This window comes from Nocardia sp. CWNU-33, from assembly GCF_046764895.1.
GTDB lineage: Bacteria > Actinomycetota > Actinomycetes > Mycobacteriales > Mycobacteriaceae > Nocardia.
Genome location: NZ_JBKOQN010000031.1, coordinates 1 through 19,221, shown reverse-complemented (window position 1 = coordinate 19,221; position 19,221 = coordinate 1). Strand labels below are relative to the sequence as shown.

Below are 19,221 nucleotides of genomic sequence, written 5' to 3'. Positions count from 1 at the left end.
GTCCGATCGGTCAGGCCGCCGCAGACCTTCTCGACAGCGGTGCAGCCGACTGTCCGGGCCGGAATGCTCGCCCCGCTGTTGCGGACCGCAGAGCTGTGGACTCGTCTGCCCTCACGCAGGTCGAGGTGGTGCGCCCAGGGATGCTCACCACAGTGCAGGACTGGCCGGGCCGGGTCGGCTTTTGGCATGTCGGTGTACCGCCGTCGGGACCGATGGACGATCTTTCCTTCAGGCTCGGCAACCGGGTGCTGGGCAACGACGAGGGCGCGGCCGGACTCGAATGCACCCTCGGCGGGCCCGCACTGAAGTTTTCCGCACCGACCTGGGTGGTCGTGACCGGTGCAGCCACCGATATCACGGTGAACGGTGCGCGCGTGCACCAGTGGCGGACCGTGCAGGTTCCGGCCGGCGGCGTGCTGGATGTCGGGGCCGTTCGCGGGCCGGGCATGCGCTGCTACGTGCTGATCGCGGGCGGCATCGAGCTGCCCGAATACCTCGGCAGCGTCTCGACTTTCACGCTCGGCCGGTTCGGCGGCAGTGCAGGTAGTGCGATGCGGGTGGGCGAAATACTGCCGCTTGCACCGCATATCGGCCGAGTTGCGGCGGCGGTTCCGATGGAGGAGCAGCCGGTGCTGAGCCGACGATGGGAGCTGGCGGTCACCGAGGGTCCGCACGGTGCACCGGAGTTCTTCACCCGCGCCGACTTCGACACGGTCATCGGCACCGATTACGAAGTGCATTTCAACTCCGATCGCACCGGAGTCCGGCTCATCGGCCCCAAGCCGGAGTGGGCACGGACCGACGGCGGCGAGGCGGGCCTGCATCCGTCGAATATTCATGACACGCCGTATTCCGTTGGTGCACTCGACTTCACCGGTGACACCCCGATCCTGCTCGGACCGGATGGGCCCAGTCTCGGCGGTTTCGTCTGCCCGGTCACCGTGGTCGCCGCCGACCGGTGGAAGCTCGGCCAGCTCGCCCCCGGCGACGCCGTGCGCTTCGTCCCGATTCGCAGTGCGCACGCCGCCTCGATCCGTGAACTGGGTCCGGCGCGTCGGGCCGCATGGCCCACAGTCATTTCGACCGGCGGCGACGATGACGACGGCGTGCTGCGCCGGACCGACGTCGACGACCAGACCGGCGTGACCTACCGACGCCAAGGCAATGACGGTGTGCTCGTCGAATACGGCGCCATGACACTGGATTTGGGTCTGCGTGCCCGCGTCCACGCACTGCACCGGCACCTGCTTGCCGCCGGAGTGCGCGGCGTGACCGAGCTGACCCCCGGTGTCCGGTCCCTCCAGGTCCGCGTCGACCCTGCCATCCTGCCGGTGCCCGCATTGCTCGACCTGCTCGCCGAAGCCGAACGCACCATCCCGGCCTCCGACCAGCTCATCGTGCCGAGCCGCACGGTCCATCTCCCCCTCTCCTGGGACGATCCGTCGACCCGAGAGGCCATCACCCGCTACCAGCACGGCGTCCGCGCCGATGCCCCCTGGTGCCCGTGGAACATCGAATTCATCCGCCGCATGAACGGATTGGCAGCGGTACAGGACGTCTACGACACCGTGTTCGGCGCCGAGTACCTGGTCCTGGGCCTGGGTGACGTCTATCTCGGCGCGCCGGTAGCCACCCCCACCGATCCGCGCCACCGGTTGGTCACCACCAAATACAATCCGGCCCGCACCTGGACCCCCGAGAACGCGGTCGGCATCGGCGGCGCCTACCTGTGCATCTACGGCATGGAGGGCCCCGGCGGCTATCAGTTCGTCGGCCGCACCACCCAGGTGTGGAACCACCGCAACGCCGGCACCGACCCCGAAGACAACCCGTGGCTGCTTCGCTATTTCGACCGAATCCGCTGGTATCCCGTCGAAGCCGAGGAACTCCTCGACCTGCGTGCCGATTTCGCTGCGGGCAACGTCGGGGTGAAAGCCGAAGACGGTGACTTCCGACTGGCCGACTACCGGCAGTTCCTCGCCGACAACGCCGGATCCATCGAGGAATTCCGGGCAATGCAAGCCGAGGCATTCGCCGCGGAGCGGAACTCGTGGCAGCGCGCGGGCGAACTCACCGGGTGAGGCGTCGACGTCCAGGTCACCAGCCGAACAATTTCGCCATGTCGATCGACTCGTCGTCCCAGCGGTTTTCGATGATCACGCGGTCGGATTCCGGCATGGTCGGTGACCAGCCGCAGCGCCCCCAGAAATCTTCACGCTGTTCCTGGGTCAGCCAACGCTGCTCGCTCATGACGGTCACTCCTGTACATCCGATCGTGGCCTTGCCGCGGCGACGATATGCCGACGCGAGCACCACAGGCTTCGGTTTTAGCACAAGTCGTGGAAGAACGCGCGGGTGTCGACGACCAACAGTTCCGGCTCCGCTATGACCCACTTAGGACACTTTTCGCCCTATGTCCGGGGCAGACTTTGTAGCTATGTTGGAAACCTCCGCCCGCCTGCTGCGTCTGCTGTCGCTGTTGCAGACGCCTCGCGACTGGACCGGCGCCGAACTGGCCGAACGCCTCGGGGTCGATGCACGCACCGTCCGCCGCGATATCGACAAGCTACGCAACCTCGGCTATCCCGTCGACGCCACGCCGGGCGTGGCGGGGTACCGCCTCGGCGCGGGCGCGCAACTCCCACCCCTGCTGCTCGACGACGACGAGGCCGTCGCGGTCGCCATCGGCCTGCGCACCGCGGCGGGCGGCACCATCGCGGGCATCGAGGACAGCTCGCTGCGCGCACTCACCAAGCTCGAGCAGGTGCTCCCCTCGCGGCTGCGCCACCGCGTCAGTCTGCTGCACTCGACCACCATCACCGTCCCCACAGCGGCGGCGACCGTCGATCCCGATGTCCTCACCGCGCTCGCCGCCACCATCCGCGACAACCACCGCCTGCGCTTCGACTACCGGAGCCATCGCGGCACAACATCACTGCGCACCACCGAACCCCACCGCCTCGCCCACACCGGCCGCCACTGGTACCTGATCGCCTGGGACCTCGACCGCGCCGACTGGCGCACCTACCGCGTCGACCGCATCAACCCTCGCATCCCCACCGGCCCGCGCTTCACCCCGCGCGAGGCCCCCGACATCGACCTCGCGGGCTACGTTTCCCGCGGTGTCACCACCTCCCCCTACCGCTACTCCGCCCGCATCACGCTGGACGTCCCCGCCGAGGTGGCCGCCGACCGCATCGCCCCCACCGTCGGCACCATCGAACCCCTCGACCACCAATCCTGCCTACTCCGAACAGGTTCCAACTCCCTGGACGAACTGGCCATCTATGTAGCCGGCTTCGGCTTCCCGTTCCACATCCACGAACCCCCCGAACTGATCGCCCACATCCGCACCCTCATCGCACGACTCACCGCCGCCGTCGAGGAGCCGAGTGGCACATGAGCGAGAGAACTTCTCGACCTTCGCCGCACCTATGTGCCACTCGACCACAGGAACTGCGTACGGGGCGGCCTATACGCCGAGCGCCTCGATCACCAGCCGGGCCGCCGCGGCGCCGGAGTACTGCTGTTGGCCGGTGATCAGGTTGCCGTCGCGTACCGCATGCGGTACGAAACGACCGGCGACGATGAAGTTCGTACCGTCGAGTTTGCGTGCCTCGTCTTCGATTCGGAACGGCTGGATGGTCTGGCCGACGAACTCGTCGGCGAAGTCTTCCTCGGCATTGGCGAATCCGGTCCAGGTTCGCCCGTCCACCACGAGCCGTCCATCGGGCAGCGTGGCCTTCAGCAGGACACAGGTGGCGTGACAGACGACGGCGACGACGCGGTCTGCCGCGACGCGGGAGGACACCAAGTCATGAATGCGAGGCTCGTCGATGAAGGTGTACATCGGGGCCTGCCCGCCGACGAGAAACACCGCGTCGTAGTCATCTGGATTCACCGCGTCCAGCGCCAGCGAATTTTCCACCAATGCAGCATGTTTGGGCGAGGAGAGGAACCCCAGGCTGATCAGGTCCTCGTCGCTGTAGGCGGAATCATCCCGCGGATCGCTCCACGGATCGGCGGACAACGCGCCGCCGTCGAGGCCGGCGATGTCGACCTGATAACCCCGCTCGACGAATTCCCAGTACGGATGGGTCAACTCCGCCCACCAGAATCCGATCGGCCACCCGGTCTGCCGCGAAACCGCCGGATTCGAAGCCACCATCAGCACCCGCTTGGGTCGCTGCGGGTTCAATACATCTACACGTGCGCTCACCGGCTGCACCTTCCATCGCTACGGCGCGACGCGTCCCGCGTCGCGCCGCCTATTGTGTGGTGTCGCAACCCATTTCCACGCACGAGTTCACTGCGAGCCGAATTCACCTCTGAGCCAAAAGCTTTGATGATTCAGCCGCCTTACGGTCACCCGAGGATCACCGTCTTGCCCTGCGCATGACCGTCGGCCAGGTGCGCGAAGGCGTCCGCCGCCTCGGCGAGGGGATACCGCCGTTCGATCAGCGGACGCAGGGTGCCGTTCTCGGCGAGATCGGTCAGGAATTCCAGGTCGGCGCGGGTCGGGCGCATGAGCAGCGGCGCGAAGGTCTGGCTTGCGAACAGGTTGGTCAGGAAGACTTTTCCGATCCAGAGCACCGGGCCGATCCAGTTGCCGCCGGGCGAACCCGCCGAGGAGACGAAGACGCCCTCGGGTGCGAGTACGCGACGGCACTCGCGCAACGACCGGTTGCCGACCAGGTCGAGGATGACGTCGTAGTCACTGTCGAGCTCGGTGAAATCCCGTGCGGTGTAGTCGATTACGTGGTCGGCACCCAGATCGCGGACCGCAGTGAGGTGGCGCGTACTACAGACGGCCGTCACCTCACCCCCGAACGCCTTCGCAATCTGGACCGCGAAGGAGCCGACACCGCCGGAAGCGCCGTTGACGAGGACCGACCCACCGGGGCGGAGTCGTCCGACATCGCGCAAGCCCTGCAGCGCGGTAATGCCCGAATCCGGCACGGCGGCAGCCTGTTCGAAGGTGAGCGTGGCCGGTTTGGGCGCGAGCGTGCGCGCCGACGCACAGACGTATTCGGCGAATCCGCCGCCGGAGGTCTTGCCGTACACCTCGTCACCGATCCGGAAGCCGGTGACATTGTCGCCGACCGCGGCCACCACACCGGCCACGTCCTGCCCCGGAATTCGATACTTGGGCCTGCGCAACCCGAATCCGAGTCGGATCAGGTACGGCTTGCCGGTGAGCAGGTGCACGTCACCGGAGCAGACGGATGCCGCGCGCACCCGGATCAGCACCTCGCCGTCGTCGACCGTGGGGCGGTCGACCACCTCGTGGCGGAGCACCTCGCTCGACCCGTACGACGGGCCGACAATCGCATGCATCGTGGCGCCGTCAGCACCGGCGGACAGCCCGTCCCGGTCCGTCGACACGGCTTTCGTCCTGACCTGCTGACCCTTCGGTTCAACCATGGAACTCGTCCTCACCTGCGATTCGACGAACTTACACCGTAAGTCGTTCGCTCGAAACGGTACGCTTACGGCGTAAGTACGTCAAGAAAGAAAGGCCCATGCCCAAGACCCCCGCAAGCCCCGCCCGCACCCCGCTCAGCCGAGACCGGGTGCTGCACACCGCAGTCCGGTTCGCCGACGAGAACGGGCTGGGGTCACTGTCGATGCGCAAGCTGGCACAGGCGCTCGACGTAGAGGCGATGTCGCTCTACAACCACGTCGCCAACAAAGACGATCTCCTCGACGGCATCGTTGACCTCGTGGTCGCCGAGATCGAGGTACCGGAGATCGGCGGCGACTGGAAAGCGGCCATGCGCAGGCGGGCCACCTCCGCGCACGAAACACTGCGCCGCCATCCGTGGGCCACCGGACTCATCGGGTCGAGGATCAACGTCGGCCCCGCCATGTTGCGTTACGTCGATGCGACCATCGGCTGCCTGCACACTGCGGGCTTCAGCCTCCAGCAGGCCGACCGCGCCTGGAATGCCATGGACAGCCACATCTATGGATTCACCCTGCAGGAACTCAATTTTCCGCTCGTGCCCGACGAATACGCCTCGGCCGCAGAGCAATTCCTGCCGCTGATCCCCGCCGAAAGCCACCCCCACATGAATGCACTGGCCCGGCTGGTCAGCTCCGGCGCGCACAACGGCGTCGCCGACTTCGATTTCGGGCTCGACCTCATCCTCGATGGGCTGGAACGGGTGCGGCAGACTCGGCCCGAGTAGTTAATCGCCGAGTGCCGTCGCCTCGGGATTGGCCGCGTCGCGGATGATGCGCAGCCCCGCGACCAACTCGTCCAACTGCGGCCCGGTCAGCAGCCCGGTGAACCATTGCTCGATGCCCTCCAGATACGCGGGCAGCACGCGCGCGATCCGCGTCGCTCCCGCCGCGGTCAGCACCGCGTAGGAGGTGCGCCGATCACCCGCATCGGCTTCCCGCCGAACAAACCCGTTCCGTTGCAGCCGATCCACCAATCGCGTGATGCCACTGGTGGACAGGCGGGTCTGTGCGGCGAGATCGGTCATGCGCAACCGCCGACCGGGCGAGCGACTCAGCCGCATCAACGCGTTGGCATCCAGACCCGAAAGGCCGTTCTCCTTCCAGGTCGGTTCCAGCTTCGCGATCAGCCCGTCGTGCGCCTCGTAGAGCAGGCCGATGGTGGTGAGCCTCGGGTCGTCGAAGAGGTCGGTCGCGTCCATGGTGCCGAGCCTATCCGAGATAGTTGCATCGCGGATAGTTGACATGAGGAAAATGTGCGCTAGATTGTTGTCAGCGCAATATTCCTCACGTCAACTAAATGGAGATTCAGATGGCTGCCACATCGCGTTGGATCGCGGGATTTCGTTCCGCACTGGTCGACCCCGCCGAGCAGATTCGGCTGGCCGAGCCGAGGAACTTCACCGACCAGACGCTGCGCCAGGTGCTGCACCTCGCCGGCGGCGGCGAGCAACTGCGAGTGCGCTTGACCAACCGCTACGGCCGGACACCGCTCACCATCGGCGCGGCCCGCATCGCGGTGCGCAAGGCAGGCGGCGAGATCGTGACCGAGACCGACACCGAGGTGCGGTTCGGCGGCGCTACCCGGGTGATCATCCCGGCCGGGGGCGACGTCATCAGCGACACCGTCGATCTGGCCGTGACCGCAGGCACCGACCTGGCACTGAGCCTGTACCTGCCCGAGGAAACCGAGCTCGCGCCGTTCGCCCAGATCCCCGTGGAGTCCGCGTACGTCGCCACCGGAAACCACACGGCGGCAGTCGGTTTGCCGGATGCCGAGGAGCTCACCTCCCGCTTCTACGTCACCGGCATCGACGTGCTGACCACGACCGACGCCCCGGTCATCGTCGCCTTCGGCGACTCCTGGTTCGAGGGCGTCGGTTCCAGCCATGGCGCCAATCGGCGCTCTGTCGATGTGCTCAACGAGCGCTTGACCACAGGCTGGGCGGTCAATCAGGGCACCGGCGGAAATCGCCTGCTGACAAACGAAGTCGGCGACCGCGCGCTCGCGCGGTTCGACCGCGATGTGCTCGATGTCCCCGGCGTGACGCACGTCCTGGTGAACATCGGCATCAACGACCTGATCGTGGCGGGCACCGCTCCCGCCGCCGACCTGATCGCCGGTTTCACCAGTCTCGCGCAGCGCGCGCACGCCGCCGGACTGCCCATCTACGCCAACACCGTCGGCCCCTTCGCCGGGGTGATCTACCCCGGCCTCAGCACCGAGACCGGTGTACCCGTCCGCAATGAAATCAACGAATGGCTGCGTACCACCGACGTTTTCGACGGCGTCTTCGATGTCGCACGAGCCGTGGAGGACCCGGACAACCCCGACTACATCCGCCCGGATTTGGACAGCGGCGACGGCCTGCACCTCAATGACGCCGGGGCCCGCGCAATGGCCGAGACCTTCGATATCACGGCACTGACACAACGCTCTCGGCACTTCGCGCCGACTGCCCGCTAAGGTGCGAGGCCGCGCAGCACGATCTCGAGGCCGCCGCGGAATTCGTCTGCAGCGGAGACTGTTTGCGCATCGATGGCCGTTCGAGACAGATGCGGGTAATCGTCCGGGGCGAGATCTGCCATGGCGGCGGTGCCGGTTCCCTCCAGTGACGCGTAGTGGGCATTCTGCAGAAACCCGAGCAGAAAGCCGATCAGGGTGCGCTGGGCGATCACTCGTTCACGACCGGTGAAACCGGCATCGGTGAGGACCTCGAGCATTGCCTCGATCCAGGCCAGGGAGCCGGCCGAGGATTGCCTGTGCTGCAACAGCAGCGGCACCGCATCGGGGTGCGTCGCGGCGGCGTCGCGCACCCGCGCCAAGAGCGCCGCCACGCGATCGCGCCAGTTCGGCCCCGGCGGCGGTGACGCATCGATCGCTTGGAAGATCTCGTCGACCACCAGCGCTTCGAGACCGTCGCGGTCGGGGACGTAGCGGTACAGCGCCATGGTCGCCATGTGCAGTTCCTTGGCAACGGCTCGCATGGTGAGCGCGGGCAGGCCGTCGCGGTCGATCACCGCGAGCGCGGCGGCCGCAATGGCCCCCGGCGTCAAGGAGCGCGGACGAGGCATGGGTTGACAGCGTACCGGGTACGCTCATACTGGATGTAGGCGTACTTAGTACACCTACGAAAGGAGCATCATGCCATCTACCGTGACCACCAGAACGCTGGACTCTGTCACCGGTGTCACCGTGCCGGTCCCGGACCCCGATCACCTGATCCACCTACAGTTCCGCCGCTTCGCCGGTTGCCCGGTGTGCAATCTGCACCTGCGTTCGATCGCCACTCGGCACCACGAGATCCTTGCCGCCGGCATTCGCGAAGTGGTCGTGTTCCATTCCAGCGCAGCCGAATTGCGCACGTACGAGGGCGACCTGCCGTTCGACCTGATTGCCGACCCGGCCCGAATGCTCTACCGCGAGTTCGGCATCGAATCCGCCCCACGTGCGCTCCTGGACCCCCGCGCCTGGCCGGGCATCGCGCGTGCTGTCGCAAAGACACTGCCGACCGTCCTCCGCAAGGACAAGCCCGCTCCCCCGAATAGACCCGACGGCGGCCGCCTCGGCCTGCCCGGCGACTTCCTCATCGCACCGGACGGCCGCGTACTGGCAAGCAAACTCGGCAAGCATGCCGACGACCAGTGGTCGGTCGACGAACTGCTCGCGCTCGCACCCATCCGCGTGCCGCGTCCGTAAAAGACCATCGAGTGCGGCAGGCCGGCCAGCATTCGCACCAGCGCCGGGTGCCGCACGGTTGTCGCCGAGGAGCACGGCATCTCGCGTAACACCGCGAAAGCCGTTGCCACGAATGGGCAACGGCTTTCGCGTATCGATGTTGTCCTACTCGGCGACCACGATTCGGATCTCCGCATCGGCCGCATCCGTCGATTCGCCAGGAACGACGAACCAGTGCGTGACCTCCCCGTCGGCGAGGTCGTCAGCGAGGTCACCGCCGCTCGGGAGCACCGACAGTGCGCCCGCTGTGGCCGCGGTCAGGAACTCCAGCATCGCCGCCTGGCCTGCGGCTGCCGTGGTGAACGTCGTCGACTCGTAGTCGATTCCGTATTCCTCCCGCACCTGCGCGGCCCGGTCGAGTGCCTCGGCCTGGCTGAGCACCACCGGCGCACCGTTCACGAGCACCACAAAAGCGGGGTGCTCGTCGGCGAGCGGACGGACCCGATCCGAGTACGAGACCGGATGCGATGGCGCGGAGGCCAATTCGGTCTGCACCTGTGGATCCGACGGCACCAGCCAGTGCACGGCACCAGCCGCCGCCGGTTCGAGGGTGATCCCGAAACCGGCTCCCGCATTCTCGATCTCGGCGACCGACGGTGCGAACAGGCAGGCGGCGCCCGCCTTCTGCACAGCCCATGCCGCGACCACCGCGTCCACCGAACGCGGCAGTGCCACCGCGACGATGTCGCCGGGGCCCGCACCACGATCGATGAGCACCCTGGCCAGCTGCGAGGAGCGGCGATCCAGGACGTGGTAGGCGATTTCGTCGCCGTCGACCAGCAACGCGGGCGCTTCGGGGTCCGCCTCGACGACCTCGGCGAGCACCTTGGCCACCGTGCGTGCACCGACCCGGCCCACTGGTTCCTGCGTGGCTGCCGCCGCACCGATACCGGATTCGGCGAGCAACTGGGTGCGCTCGCTGCTGTCGAGGATATCGATGGCGCCGACCAGTCCGGCCGGATCGCCGAGCAACGCTTCGAGCACCCGAATCAGTCGGGCGGACAAGGTCTCCACCTCATCGGCAGAGAACCTGCTCGTCAGGTACTCGAGGGTGAACTCGATTGTCGAATCGGCGTTCACCTGCAGGGTCAGCGGGTAGTGCGCCGCGCTCTCGACGCTGACATCGGTCACCGACATCCCGTCGATCGAGCTCGCCGCCGCAATCGCCTCGCGGTCGACCGGATAGGACTCGAACACGACCAGCGTGTCGAACTGTGCGCCGGGACCGGCCACCCCCTGGATGTCGGTGAGCCCGACGTAGTGGTGGTCGAGCAAATCGGCCTGATCGCGCTGCAACCGCTTCAGCTGTTCGTCGATGGTCGAGTGATCATCGACGCGGACCCGCACGGGCAGCGTGTTGATGAACAAACCGACCATCGATTCCACGCCGGGCAGCTCGGCGGGCCTGCCGGACACGGTGGCGCCGAAGACCACATCGTCGCGACCGGTGAGCCTGCCGAGCAGGATGCCCCAGGCCGCCTGCACCAGGGTGTTGACCGTGATGCCGAGTTCGGCGCAGTGCTTGGTCAGCCTGCGGGTCCGCTCGGCATCGATCTCAGTGCTCAGCTTGCGCGTCTCGTAGGTCTCCACCGAACGCGACGGCGGCGCCAGCTCGGTCGGTTCGCCGACACCGTCGAGTGCCTGTGCCCAGGTGCGCAACGACGAGGCCACGTCGCGCTCGGCGAGCCAGTCGAGGAAGCTGCGATAGGAGCTCACCTGCGGCAGTGCCGCAAGATCACCCCGCGTCGCATAGAGCACCAGCAGATCGCGCAGCAGCAGCGGCATCGACCAGCCGTCGAGCAGGACATGGTGGGTGGCAATCGCCATATGCCACTGCTCGGCACCAGTACGGAAGAGCGTGTAGCGCACCAGCGGCGCGACGGACATGTCGAACTTGGTCGCCCGGTCCGCGGCCAACTGCCGTCGCAGTTCCTCGGCCTGCTCGGCTTCCGGCAGCCCGGTCAGATCGACCTCGCGCCACGGCACCTCGAGCCGTTCGACGACAACCTGCATCGCCTGGCCATCGGAGCCGCTGACGAACGCGGTGCGCAGGTTCGGGTACCTGTCGAGGATCGCCTGCGCGGACGCATGCAGTCGATCGCCCTGCACAGTGCCGCTCAGATGCACAACAGCCTGCATCGTGTAGACGTCCACCGTGGCCGCGGTCATCAGCGCGTGGAAGAGCAGACCGGACTGCAACGGCGAGACCGGCCACACTTCCTCCAGGCCCGGGTAGGCCTGCTCCCACCGCTCGATGTCGGCCTGGCCGACCTGCACCAGCGGCATATCCGACGGCGTGAGGCCACCGGCATCCGGGCGCTGTGTGTGCTCGGCCAGCGCGGTCACCGCGGCGACCCACAGGTCGGCGAGCTCCTGTACCTGTTCCCTGCCGAGCAGCCCGGCCGGGAATGCGAAGGTGGCGGCCAACTTCGGACCGTCGGCGGCCTCGATGACATGCGCCTCGATATCGACCGCGGCATTGGCGGGCGCGTCGGCGGACGTCTCGGAGGTGACCGTGATCGACGGCAGACCCCGGTAGCGGAAGCCGACCTGACCCACCTGCTGCAGCGCGAGCAGGCTGTGGCCCGCACCGTGATCCGGCACGGCGAGCAGCTGTTCCTTGACGGTCTTGACGATCCCGCTCACCGCGATTCCGCCGGTGAACGCGTTGTCCAGGTCCGCGTCGGCCAGATCGAACCGGAACGGGTAGGCGGTGGCGAAGGCGCCGATGGTGCGCGAGAGCTCCGCACCGGACACCGCATCGCGACCGTCGGCCTCGAGCCGGACCAGCATCGCATTGCCCTGGCCGCGCCAGCGCACCAACGCTATGGCCAGCGCCGAAAGCAGCCCGGAGGTCACGCTTGCGCGATACAGCTCCGGAATCGCGGTCAGCACGGAATCGGTAACCGTAGTGGGCAATTCGACCTGCACCCGCTGCACGGTGGCAGCGGTGTCGATCGCCGGATCGAAGGCACGGGACCCGAGCAGCGGATCCGGCGTCGCCGAAACCTCTTGCCAGAACGGCAGTTCCGCAGACCGATCGGTGGCTTCGTCGGCCAGGCTGTGGGCCCAACGCCGTAGCGAAGTACCCACACTCGGCAATGCGACCGGCAGCCCGGCTGCGACCTGCGCCACCGCCTGCGCGAGATCCGACATCAGGATCCGCAGCGATGCGCTGTCGACCGCGAACCGGTGCGCAACGACAAGCAGTTCGTCACCGCGCTCTTCATCCGCGAAGCACAACCGCACGAACTGCGCCATGACGGCGTTCGCCGGATCGAGACGATCGGCGGCGGCCGCGCGTTCGGCATCGATGATGCGCGACAGTTCCGCGTCATCGACCACCACCGAATCGACCGATACCTCGTGCACCAGCTCGTCGATGTCGGGGATGCTGTCGAGCGCCTCGAACACCCAGTTCTCCTCCACCCGACGCAGGCGAGTGCGCAGCGCGTCGTGGTGCTCGAGGACCGCGGTGATCGCCGCGATCAGGGGCGTCCGATCGAGCACGGCAGGCAGTCGCAGCGTCGTTGCCTGCGAACGGCGCTGGTAGTCGGCGCCATTCGCCAGCACCGCCGCGATGCTCGGCGGCAGCGCGATCGCGCCGACACCGCCGCCGGGCAGCTCCGGCAGACGCACCGGGCCGACGGCCGCCGACCTGGCGATCGACGCGAGCCCAACAACACTGCGCTGCTCGAATACCTCGCGCACGCTGAACACCACGCCGAGCACCTTGGCCCGCGAGACCAACTGGATCGACAGGATGCTGTTACCGCCGAGTGCGAAGAAGTCGTCGTCGGCGCCGACCCGCTCGACCCCGAGCACGTCGGAGAAGACGTCCGCGACGATCCGCTCGGTCGGCGTGGCCGGTGCGCGGAACTCCGCCTGCTCGAAGACCGGCTGTGGCAACGCCTTTCGATCCAGCTTGCCGTTCACGTTGAGCGGCAGCGCATCCAGTTGCACGAACACCGATGGCACCATGTAGGACGGGAGTTCGGCGGCGAGGCGCGACTCCAGATCCCGGGTGTCGACCGCGTCCGATCCCGCGACGATGTATCCGACGAGACGATCACCGAGGTTCGCATCATTGTGTGCGACCACGGCCGCCGCGGTGATCTCCGGCTGACGCAGCAGCGCGACCTCGATCTCGCCGAGCTCGATGCGGAAGCCACGGATCTTCACCTGGAAGTCGGTGCGGCCGCGGTAATCCAGCTCGCCGTCGGCGGTCCAGGCCACCAGGTCGCCGGTGCGGTACATCCGAGTGCCGGGCTGGAACGGGTTGGCCACGAACCGATCCGCGGTCAGGTTCGGCTGACCGAAGTAGCCGCGTGCCAACTGCGCACCCGCGAGGTAGAGCTCACCGGAGACGCCGACCGGAACCGGCCGCAGCCGAGCATCCAGCACGTACACCTGGCTGTTCCACTCCGGTGCGCCGATGGACACCGACACTTGGTCGGCGTCGGTGACACCGTGGCTGGTGATCGAGACCGCGGCCTCGGTCGGGCCGTAGAGGTTCCACAGCTGCGCCGAGTTGTTGCGCCGGAACCGCTGCGCGGTCGCCGGGGGCAGCCCCTCGCCGATCGCCAGCACCCTGCGCAGCGAATCGGCCAGCGTGTCACCGGAGTCGATCAGCAGGGCATCCAGCATCGAGGGCACCACATGCAGCGTCGTCACCGACTCGCGGGCCATCAGCGCGTTGAGGTATGCCGGATCCTGATGCCCGTCCGGTACAGCAATCACCAGGCGCCCACCGCTGACCGCGGCCGACCAGAACTCCCACACCGACAGGTCGAAGGTGGCGGCCGTCTTGAGCAAGACGGCGTCATCCGCGGACAGCGCGAATTCCGCTGTCTTCCACGACAACTGGTTGACGATCGCACCGTGCGGGACCGCGACGCCCTTCGGACGGCCGGTGGAACCCGAGGTGAAGATCACGTATGCCGTGTGCTCCGGACGCAGCGGCGCGACCCGTTCGGCGTCGACGATCGGATCGGCGGCGTGACCCGCCAGATCGACAGCATCGATCCGGACGGACTCGACGGCACCTGCGGTGAACCCGTCGCGGCTGGTGGTCAGCACACACACCGGCACGGCGGTATCCAGGATGTACTCGGTTCGCTCAGCAGGCTGATCGGGGTCGATCGGCACATATGCCGCACCCGACTTCGCCACCGCGTACATCGCGACGACGAGATCCACCGAACGCCGGATCGCCAACGCGACCCGATCCTCCGGACCGACGCCACGACCGATCAGGTACCGCGCCAAACGATTGACCCGCGCGTCGAGCTCGGCGTAGGTCAGCACCGTCGGCTCGGCCGCTGATTCGTCACCGATCAGCGCCACCGCATCCGGGGTGGCCGCAACAGTGGCATCCAGCAACGACACCAAGGTGGCGGCCGCATCGACCTCGTGCTCGGTTGCGTTCCATGCGGTGACCACCCCGGCGCGCTCGGCGGCGTCGAGTACTTCGATGTCACCCACCGAAGTCCGTGGTGTGGCGGCGATTTCCCGCAGCACCCGCAGGAATCGGTCGGCGAAGCCCTGCACCGTCGCCTGGTCGAACAGATCGGTGGCGTAGGTGAAGTAGCCGCCGATGCCGGCCGGGTTCCCGTCCGCGTCGTAGCCGTCGGTCACGATCAAGTGCAGGTCGAACTGCGAGAGCTGCGCGTCGATGTCGAGCCCGGCGACCTTCAGGCCCATCAGTTCCAGCGTAGCTCCGGCGAGGTTCTGGAACGACAAGCCGACCTGGAAGAGCGGATGCCGCGCCGTCGAACGCTCCGGGTTGAGCACGTCGACGAGTCGTTCGAACGGGACCTCCGCGTTGGCGAATGCCTGGATGTCCGTCTCACGTTGCCGGGCAAGCAAACCCGTAAACGGCTCGCCCGCATCTACCGTGGTGCGGAACACCAGGGTGTTGACGAACATGCCGATCATGTCATCCAGCACGGCCTCGCCGCGACCAGCGATCGGCGTACCGATCGCGATGTCGTCGGTACCCGACAACCGGGCAAGCAGCACCGCGAGGGCGGTGTGCACGACCATGAACAGGGTGGCGCCCTCGGCGCGCGCCAAGTCGGTCAGTGCCCGATGCAGCTGCGCGTCGACGCGCACCTCCACCTTGCCGCCGGCGAAGGACTGCACCGCGGGACGCGGGTGGTCCACCGGCAGATCCAATTGATCGGGAAGCCCCGCCAATGTCTGCTGCCAGTGCGCGATCTGCTTGGCAACCAGTGAATCCGGGTCGTCTTCGCTGCCGAGCACCTCGCGCTGCCAGATGCTGTAGTCGGCGTACTGCACCGCGAGCGGAGCCCAGTTCGGGGCCTCACCCGCCGAACGTGCCGCATACGCGACCATCAGGTCACGGGTCAGCGGACCGACCGACGAACCATCGCCGGAAATGTGGTGCACGACCATGGCCAGCACATATTCCTGCGCGTCACCACTGTCCTCGATTTCGAACAGCGCGACCCGTAGCGGCACCTCGGTGGTGACGTCGAAGGTCGCCGACATGAAGGCACGCACGGTGGATTCGATATCCCCCGGCGCGACGACGGTCACGGTGACCTGCGGTATGGCCTGCGCCACCGGCAGGATCACCTGTACCGGCGCGTCGTCGATCTCCGGGTACATCGTCCGCAGGATCTCGTGGCGGGCCACGACGTCCGCGATGGCCTGCCGCAGCGCCTCGACGTCGAGTTCTCCGGTGAGCCGCACCGCGACCGGCACATTGTAGGCGGCCGATTCGGTGTCGAACCGGTTGAGGAACCACATGCGCTGCTGTGCCAGCGACAACGGAATCCGCTCCGGGCGCGGACCCGCGACCAGGGCCTTGCGACCACCGGCACCGGCGTCCTGCTCGACCTTGACGGCCAGGCCCGCGACCGTCGACGCCTCGAACAGCCTGCGCACCGGCACCTGAGCGTCCAGCGCGGCACCAATGCGTGCGACGGTGTGCGTGGCCAGCAGCGAGTTGCCACCGAGTGCGAAGAAGTCGTCGTCGACACCGACGCGCTCGACGCCGAGGACCTCCGCGAACACCGACGCCACGATCTCCTCGATCGGGGTCGACGGCGCGCGGAAGACCTGCGCCTCGAATTCCGGTTCCGGCAACGCCTTTCGATCCAGCTTGCCGTTCACATTGAGCGGCAGCGCGTCCAGCACCACGAACGCCGACGGCACCATGTACGACGGCAGACCGGCGGCGAGCGCCGACTTCACCTGCGCCACATCGATATCGCCACTCGACGCCACCAGGTACGCGACGAGCCGATCACCGGTCTTGGGATCGGACTTCGCGAGCACCGCGGTCTGCGCGATCTCCGGCAGCGCCAACAGGGCCGCCTCGATCTCGCCGAGCTCGATCCGGAAACCACGAATCTTCACCTGGAAGTCCGTGCGGCCCCGGTACTCCAACTCGCCATTGCCGTTCCACGCGACGAGGTCACCGGTGCGATACATCCGGGTGCCCGACTCGAAGGGGTTGGCCACGAACCGATCCGCGGTCAGATCCGTCCGGCCGAAGTACCCCCGTGCCAACTGCGCACCGGCCAGATACAACTCACCCGACACGCCCGTGGGCACCGGGTTCAGGCGCGCGTCCAGAACATAGACGCGGCTGTTCCACTCCGGCACACCGATCGATACGGACGCCAGGTCCTGGCCGGTCACCCGATGACTGGTGATCGACACCGCTGCCTCGGTCGGACCGTACAGGTTGAACAACTCGGTACCCGGCTGATCACGGAGGAACCGCTGCGCCAACGCACCCGGCAGCGCCTCACCGATCGCCAGCACCCGCCGCAGGGAATCGGACAGACCCATGGTGAGCAGTGCGTCCAGCATGGACGGCACCACATGCAACGTGGTCACCGATTCGCGAGCGATCAACTCGTTCAGATATGCCGGGTCACGATGCCCATCCGGTGCCGCGATGACCAGACGTCCGCCGCAGACCGCAGCCGACCAGAACTCCCACACCGACAGGTCGAAGGTGGCGGCCGTCTTCAACAGCACCGCGTCCGCCGCGTCGAGCCCGAATTCGGCGGTCTTCCACAACAGCTGGTTCACGATCGCCGCATGCGGCACCGCGACACCCTTCGGACGGCCGGTCGAACCGGAGGTGAAGATGACGTACGCGGTGTGCTCCGGACGCAACGGCGCCACTCGATCCGCGTCGGTGATCGGCGCGTCGTCCAGATCGCCCAGCGCGTCCATCGACACCAACGGCGCGACATCGGTGCTGAACTGCGCTTCCGCGTTGGTCAGCACACACACCGGTCCCGCGGTCGCGAGGATGTAGTCCGTGCGTTCGGCGGGCTGATCCGGATCCACCGGCACATACGCGCCACCGGCCTTCGCGACCGCGTACATCGCGACGACGAGATCCACCGAGCGACGCAATGCGAGCGCGACCCGGGACTCTGGGCCGACACCCAGCGAAATCAAATGCCGGGCAAGACGATTCACCCTGGCGTCGAGCTCACCGTAAGTCAGCTTCGAACCGTCGTCGGACACCAGCGCGACACGCTGCGGGGCTACGGCCACCGAGGCATCCAGCAGGCCGACCAGAGTCGCCGCCGAATCCACCTCGTGCTCGGTCGCATTCCGGGCGACGGTCAGCTCGGCCCGCTCGGCGTGATCGAGGAACTCGATGTCGCCGACAGCCGTGCGCGGCGAGGCGATGATTGCACCGAGCAGTCGCGCGAACCGATCCGCGAAGCCCTGCACCGTCTCCCGATCGAACAGGTCGGAAGCGTAGGTGAAGACGCCGGCGATGCCCTGGGGTTCACCCGCGTCGTTGTAGCCGTCGCTGGCGATCAGGTGCAGGTCGAACTGCGACAGTGCGGTGTCGATATCGAGTCCGGCGACGGTGAGTTCGGGCAGTTCCAGCCCGGCCTTGGCCAGGTTCTGGAAGGACAGACCCACCTGGAACAACGGGTGCCGTGCGGTGGAACGCACCGGGTTGAGCACCTCGACCAGGCGCTCGAACGGCACGTCGGCGTTGGCGAAGGTCTGGATGTCCGTCTCACGTTGCCGCGCGAGCAGTTCGGTGAACGGCTCGCCCGCCTCGACGCGGCTACGGAACACCAGCGTATTGACGAACATGCCGATCAGGTCGTCCAGCGCGGCCTCACCACGGCCCGCAATCGGCGTACCGATGGCGATGTCGTCGGTGCCCGAGAGGCGAGCCAACAGCACCGCGAACGCGGTGTGCACGACCATGAACAGCGTCGCGCTTTCGGCACGCGCCAGCTCCATCAAGGCCTGATGGGTGGCCGCGTCGATCCGCATTTCCACCTTGCCACCGACGAAGGACTGCACCGCGGGACGCGGCCGGTCCGACGGCAGATCCAACTGATCCGGCAGCTCCGCCAATGCGTCGCGCCAGTAGGCGATCTGCTTGGTCGCCAGCGATTCCGGGTCGTCCTCGCTGCCGAGCACCTCGCGCTGCCAGATGCTGTAGTCGGCGTACTGCACCGCGAGCGGAGCCCAGTTCGGGGCCTCACCGGCCGCGCGCGCCGCATACGCGACCATCAGATCCCGGGTCAGCGGACCGACCGACGAACCATCACCGGAAATGTGGTGCACGACCATTGCCAACACATATTCCTGCGCGTCACCACTGTCCTCGATTTCGAACAGCGCGACCCGCAGCGGCACCTCGATGGTGACGTCGAAGATCGTCGATGCCAGTGCCACCACGGCGGATTCGATGTCCTGCGGCGCAAGCACCCGCACGTCCAGCTCGGACCTGGCCTGCGCCGGTGTCAGGATCACCTGTACCGGACCGCTCTCGGTCTCCGGGTAGATCGTGCGCAGGATCTCGTGGCGGCCGACCAGGTCCGCCACCGCGGCGCGCAGCGCGGCCACATCCAGAGCGCCGGTCATGCGCACCGCGATCGGCACGTTGTAAGCAGCCGACTCGGTATCGAAACGGTTCAGGAACCACATCCGCTGCTGCGCAAGCGACAACGGAATCCGCTCCGGCCGAGGACCAGCCACCAACTCACGGCGAC

11 protein-coding genes are annotated in these 19,221 nt (G+C 67.2%); 5 read left to right on the top strand and 6 right to left on the bottom strand.

Features of this window, described 5'->3' with window-relative positions; genetic code table 11:
• The first annotated feature begins 95 nt into the window (after positions 1-95).
• Entirely contained in the window at positions 96-2,081 is a 1,986-nt protein-coding gene (locus ACLMAL_RS30635; protein ID WP_412002258.1) for a 5-oxoprolinase/urea amidolyase family protein, read from the top strand.
• Positions 2,082-2,097: 16 nt separating this feature from the next.
• On the opposite strand, the gene ACLMAL_RS30630 is transcribed toward ACLMAL_RS30635, so the two are convergent.
• Positions 2,098-2,250, bottom strand: coding sequence for a hypothetical protein (locus tag ACLMAL_RS30630; protein ID WP_328406431.1), 153 nt, complete (start codon positions 2,248-2,250; stop codon positions 2,098-2,100).
• 187 nt (positions 2,251-2,437) lie between these two features.
• On the opposite strand from ACLMAL_RS30630, the gene ACLMAL_RS30625 reads away from it, so the two are divergent.
• Positions 2,438-3,403: a helix-turn-helix transcriptional regulator gene (locus ACLMAL_RS30625; RefSeq protein ID WP_412002257.1), complete on the top strand. Its 966-nt coding sequence runs from the start codon at positions 2,438-2,440 to the stop codon at positions 3,401-3,403.
• Positions 3,404-3,472: 69 nt separating this feature from the next.
• Here ACLMAL_RS30625 and ACLMAL_RS30620 read toward each other — a convergent pair whose 3' ends face one another.
• Positions 3,473-4,219, bottom strand: a complete 747-nt coding sequence (locus ACLMAL_RS30620) for a type 1 glutamine amidotransferase domain-containing protein (protein WP_412002256.1) — start codon at positions 4,217-4,219, stop codon at positions 3,473-3,475.
• A gap of 146 nt (positions 4,220-4,365) precedes the next feature.
• Positions 4,366-5,424 carry an NAD(P)-dependent alcohol dehydrogenase gene (locus ACLMAL_RS30615; protein WP_412002255.1) on the bottom strand — a complete coding sequence of 353 codons (1,059 nt, stop codon included), beginning with the start codon at positions 5,422-5,424 and terminating at the stop codon, positions 4,366-4,368.
• A gap of 98 nt (positions 5,425-5,522) precedes the next feature.
• Here ACLMAL_RS30615 and ACLMAL_RS30610 point away from each other — a divergent pair, with 98 nt between their 5' ends.
• The gene (locus ACLMAL_RS30610; protein ID WP_412002254.1) at positions 5,523-6,191 is read left to right on the top strand and encodes a TetR/AcrR family transcriptional regulator C-terminal domain-containing protein; all 669 of its coding nucleotides are present in this window, start codon (positions 5,523-5,525) and stop codon (positions 6,189-6,191) included.
• Here the strand turns inward: ACLMAL_RS30610 and ACLMAL_RS30605 are convergent, their stop codons facing one another.
• A complete protein-coding gene (locus ACLMAL_RS30605; protein WP_328406439.1) occupies positions 6,192-6,665 on the bottom strand; it encodes a MarR family winged helix-turn-helix transcriptional regulator in 474 nt (157 codons plus the stop codon).
• A gap of 110 nt (positions 6,666-6,775) precedes the next feature.
• Here ACLMAL_RS30605 and ACLMAL_RS30600 point away from each other — a divergent pair, with 110 nt between their 5' ends.
• Positions 6,776-7,930, top strand: a complete 1,155-nt coding sequence (locus tag ACLMAL_RS30600; protein ID WP_412002253.1) for a GDSL-type esterase/lipase family protein — start codon at positions 6,776-6,778, stop codon at positions 7,928-7,930.
• Here the strand turns inward: ACLMAL_RS30600 and ACLMAL_RS30595 are convergent.
• Positions 7,927-8,538, bottom strand: a complete 612-nt coding sequence (locus tag ACLMAL_RS30595; RefSeq protein ID WP_412002252.1) for a TetR/AcrR family transcriptional regulator C-terminal domain-containing protein — start codon at positions 8,536-8,538, stop codon at positions 7,927-7,929. The genes ACLMAL_RS30600 and ACLMAL_RS30595 overlap by 4 nt on opposite strands.
• 70 nt (positions 8,539-8,608) lie before the next feature.
• On the opposite strand from ACLMAL_RS30595, the gene ACLMAL_RS30590 reads away from it, so the two are divergent.
• Positions 8,609-9,163 carry a peroxiredoxin-like family protein gene (locus ACLMAL_RS30590; protein ID WP_412002251.1) on the top strand — a complete coding sequence of 185 codons (555 nt, stop codon included), beginning with the start codon at positions 8,609-8,611 and terminating at the stop codon, positions 9,161-9,163.
• Between the two features lie 144 nt (positions 9,164-9,307).
• On the opposite strand, the gene ACLMAL_RS30585 is transcribed toward ACLMAL_RS30590, so the two are convergent.
• On the bottom strand, positions 9,308-19,221 hold a 9,914-nt coding region (locus tag ACLMAL_RS30585; protein ID WP_412002250.1), incomplete at its 5' end, for an amino acid adenylation domain-containing protein.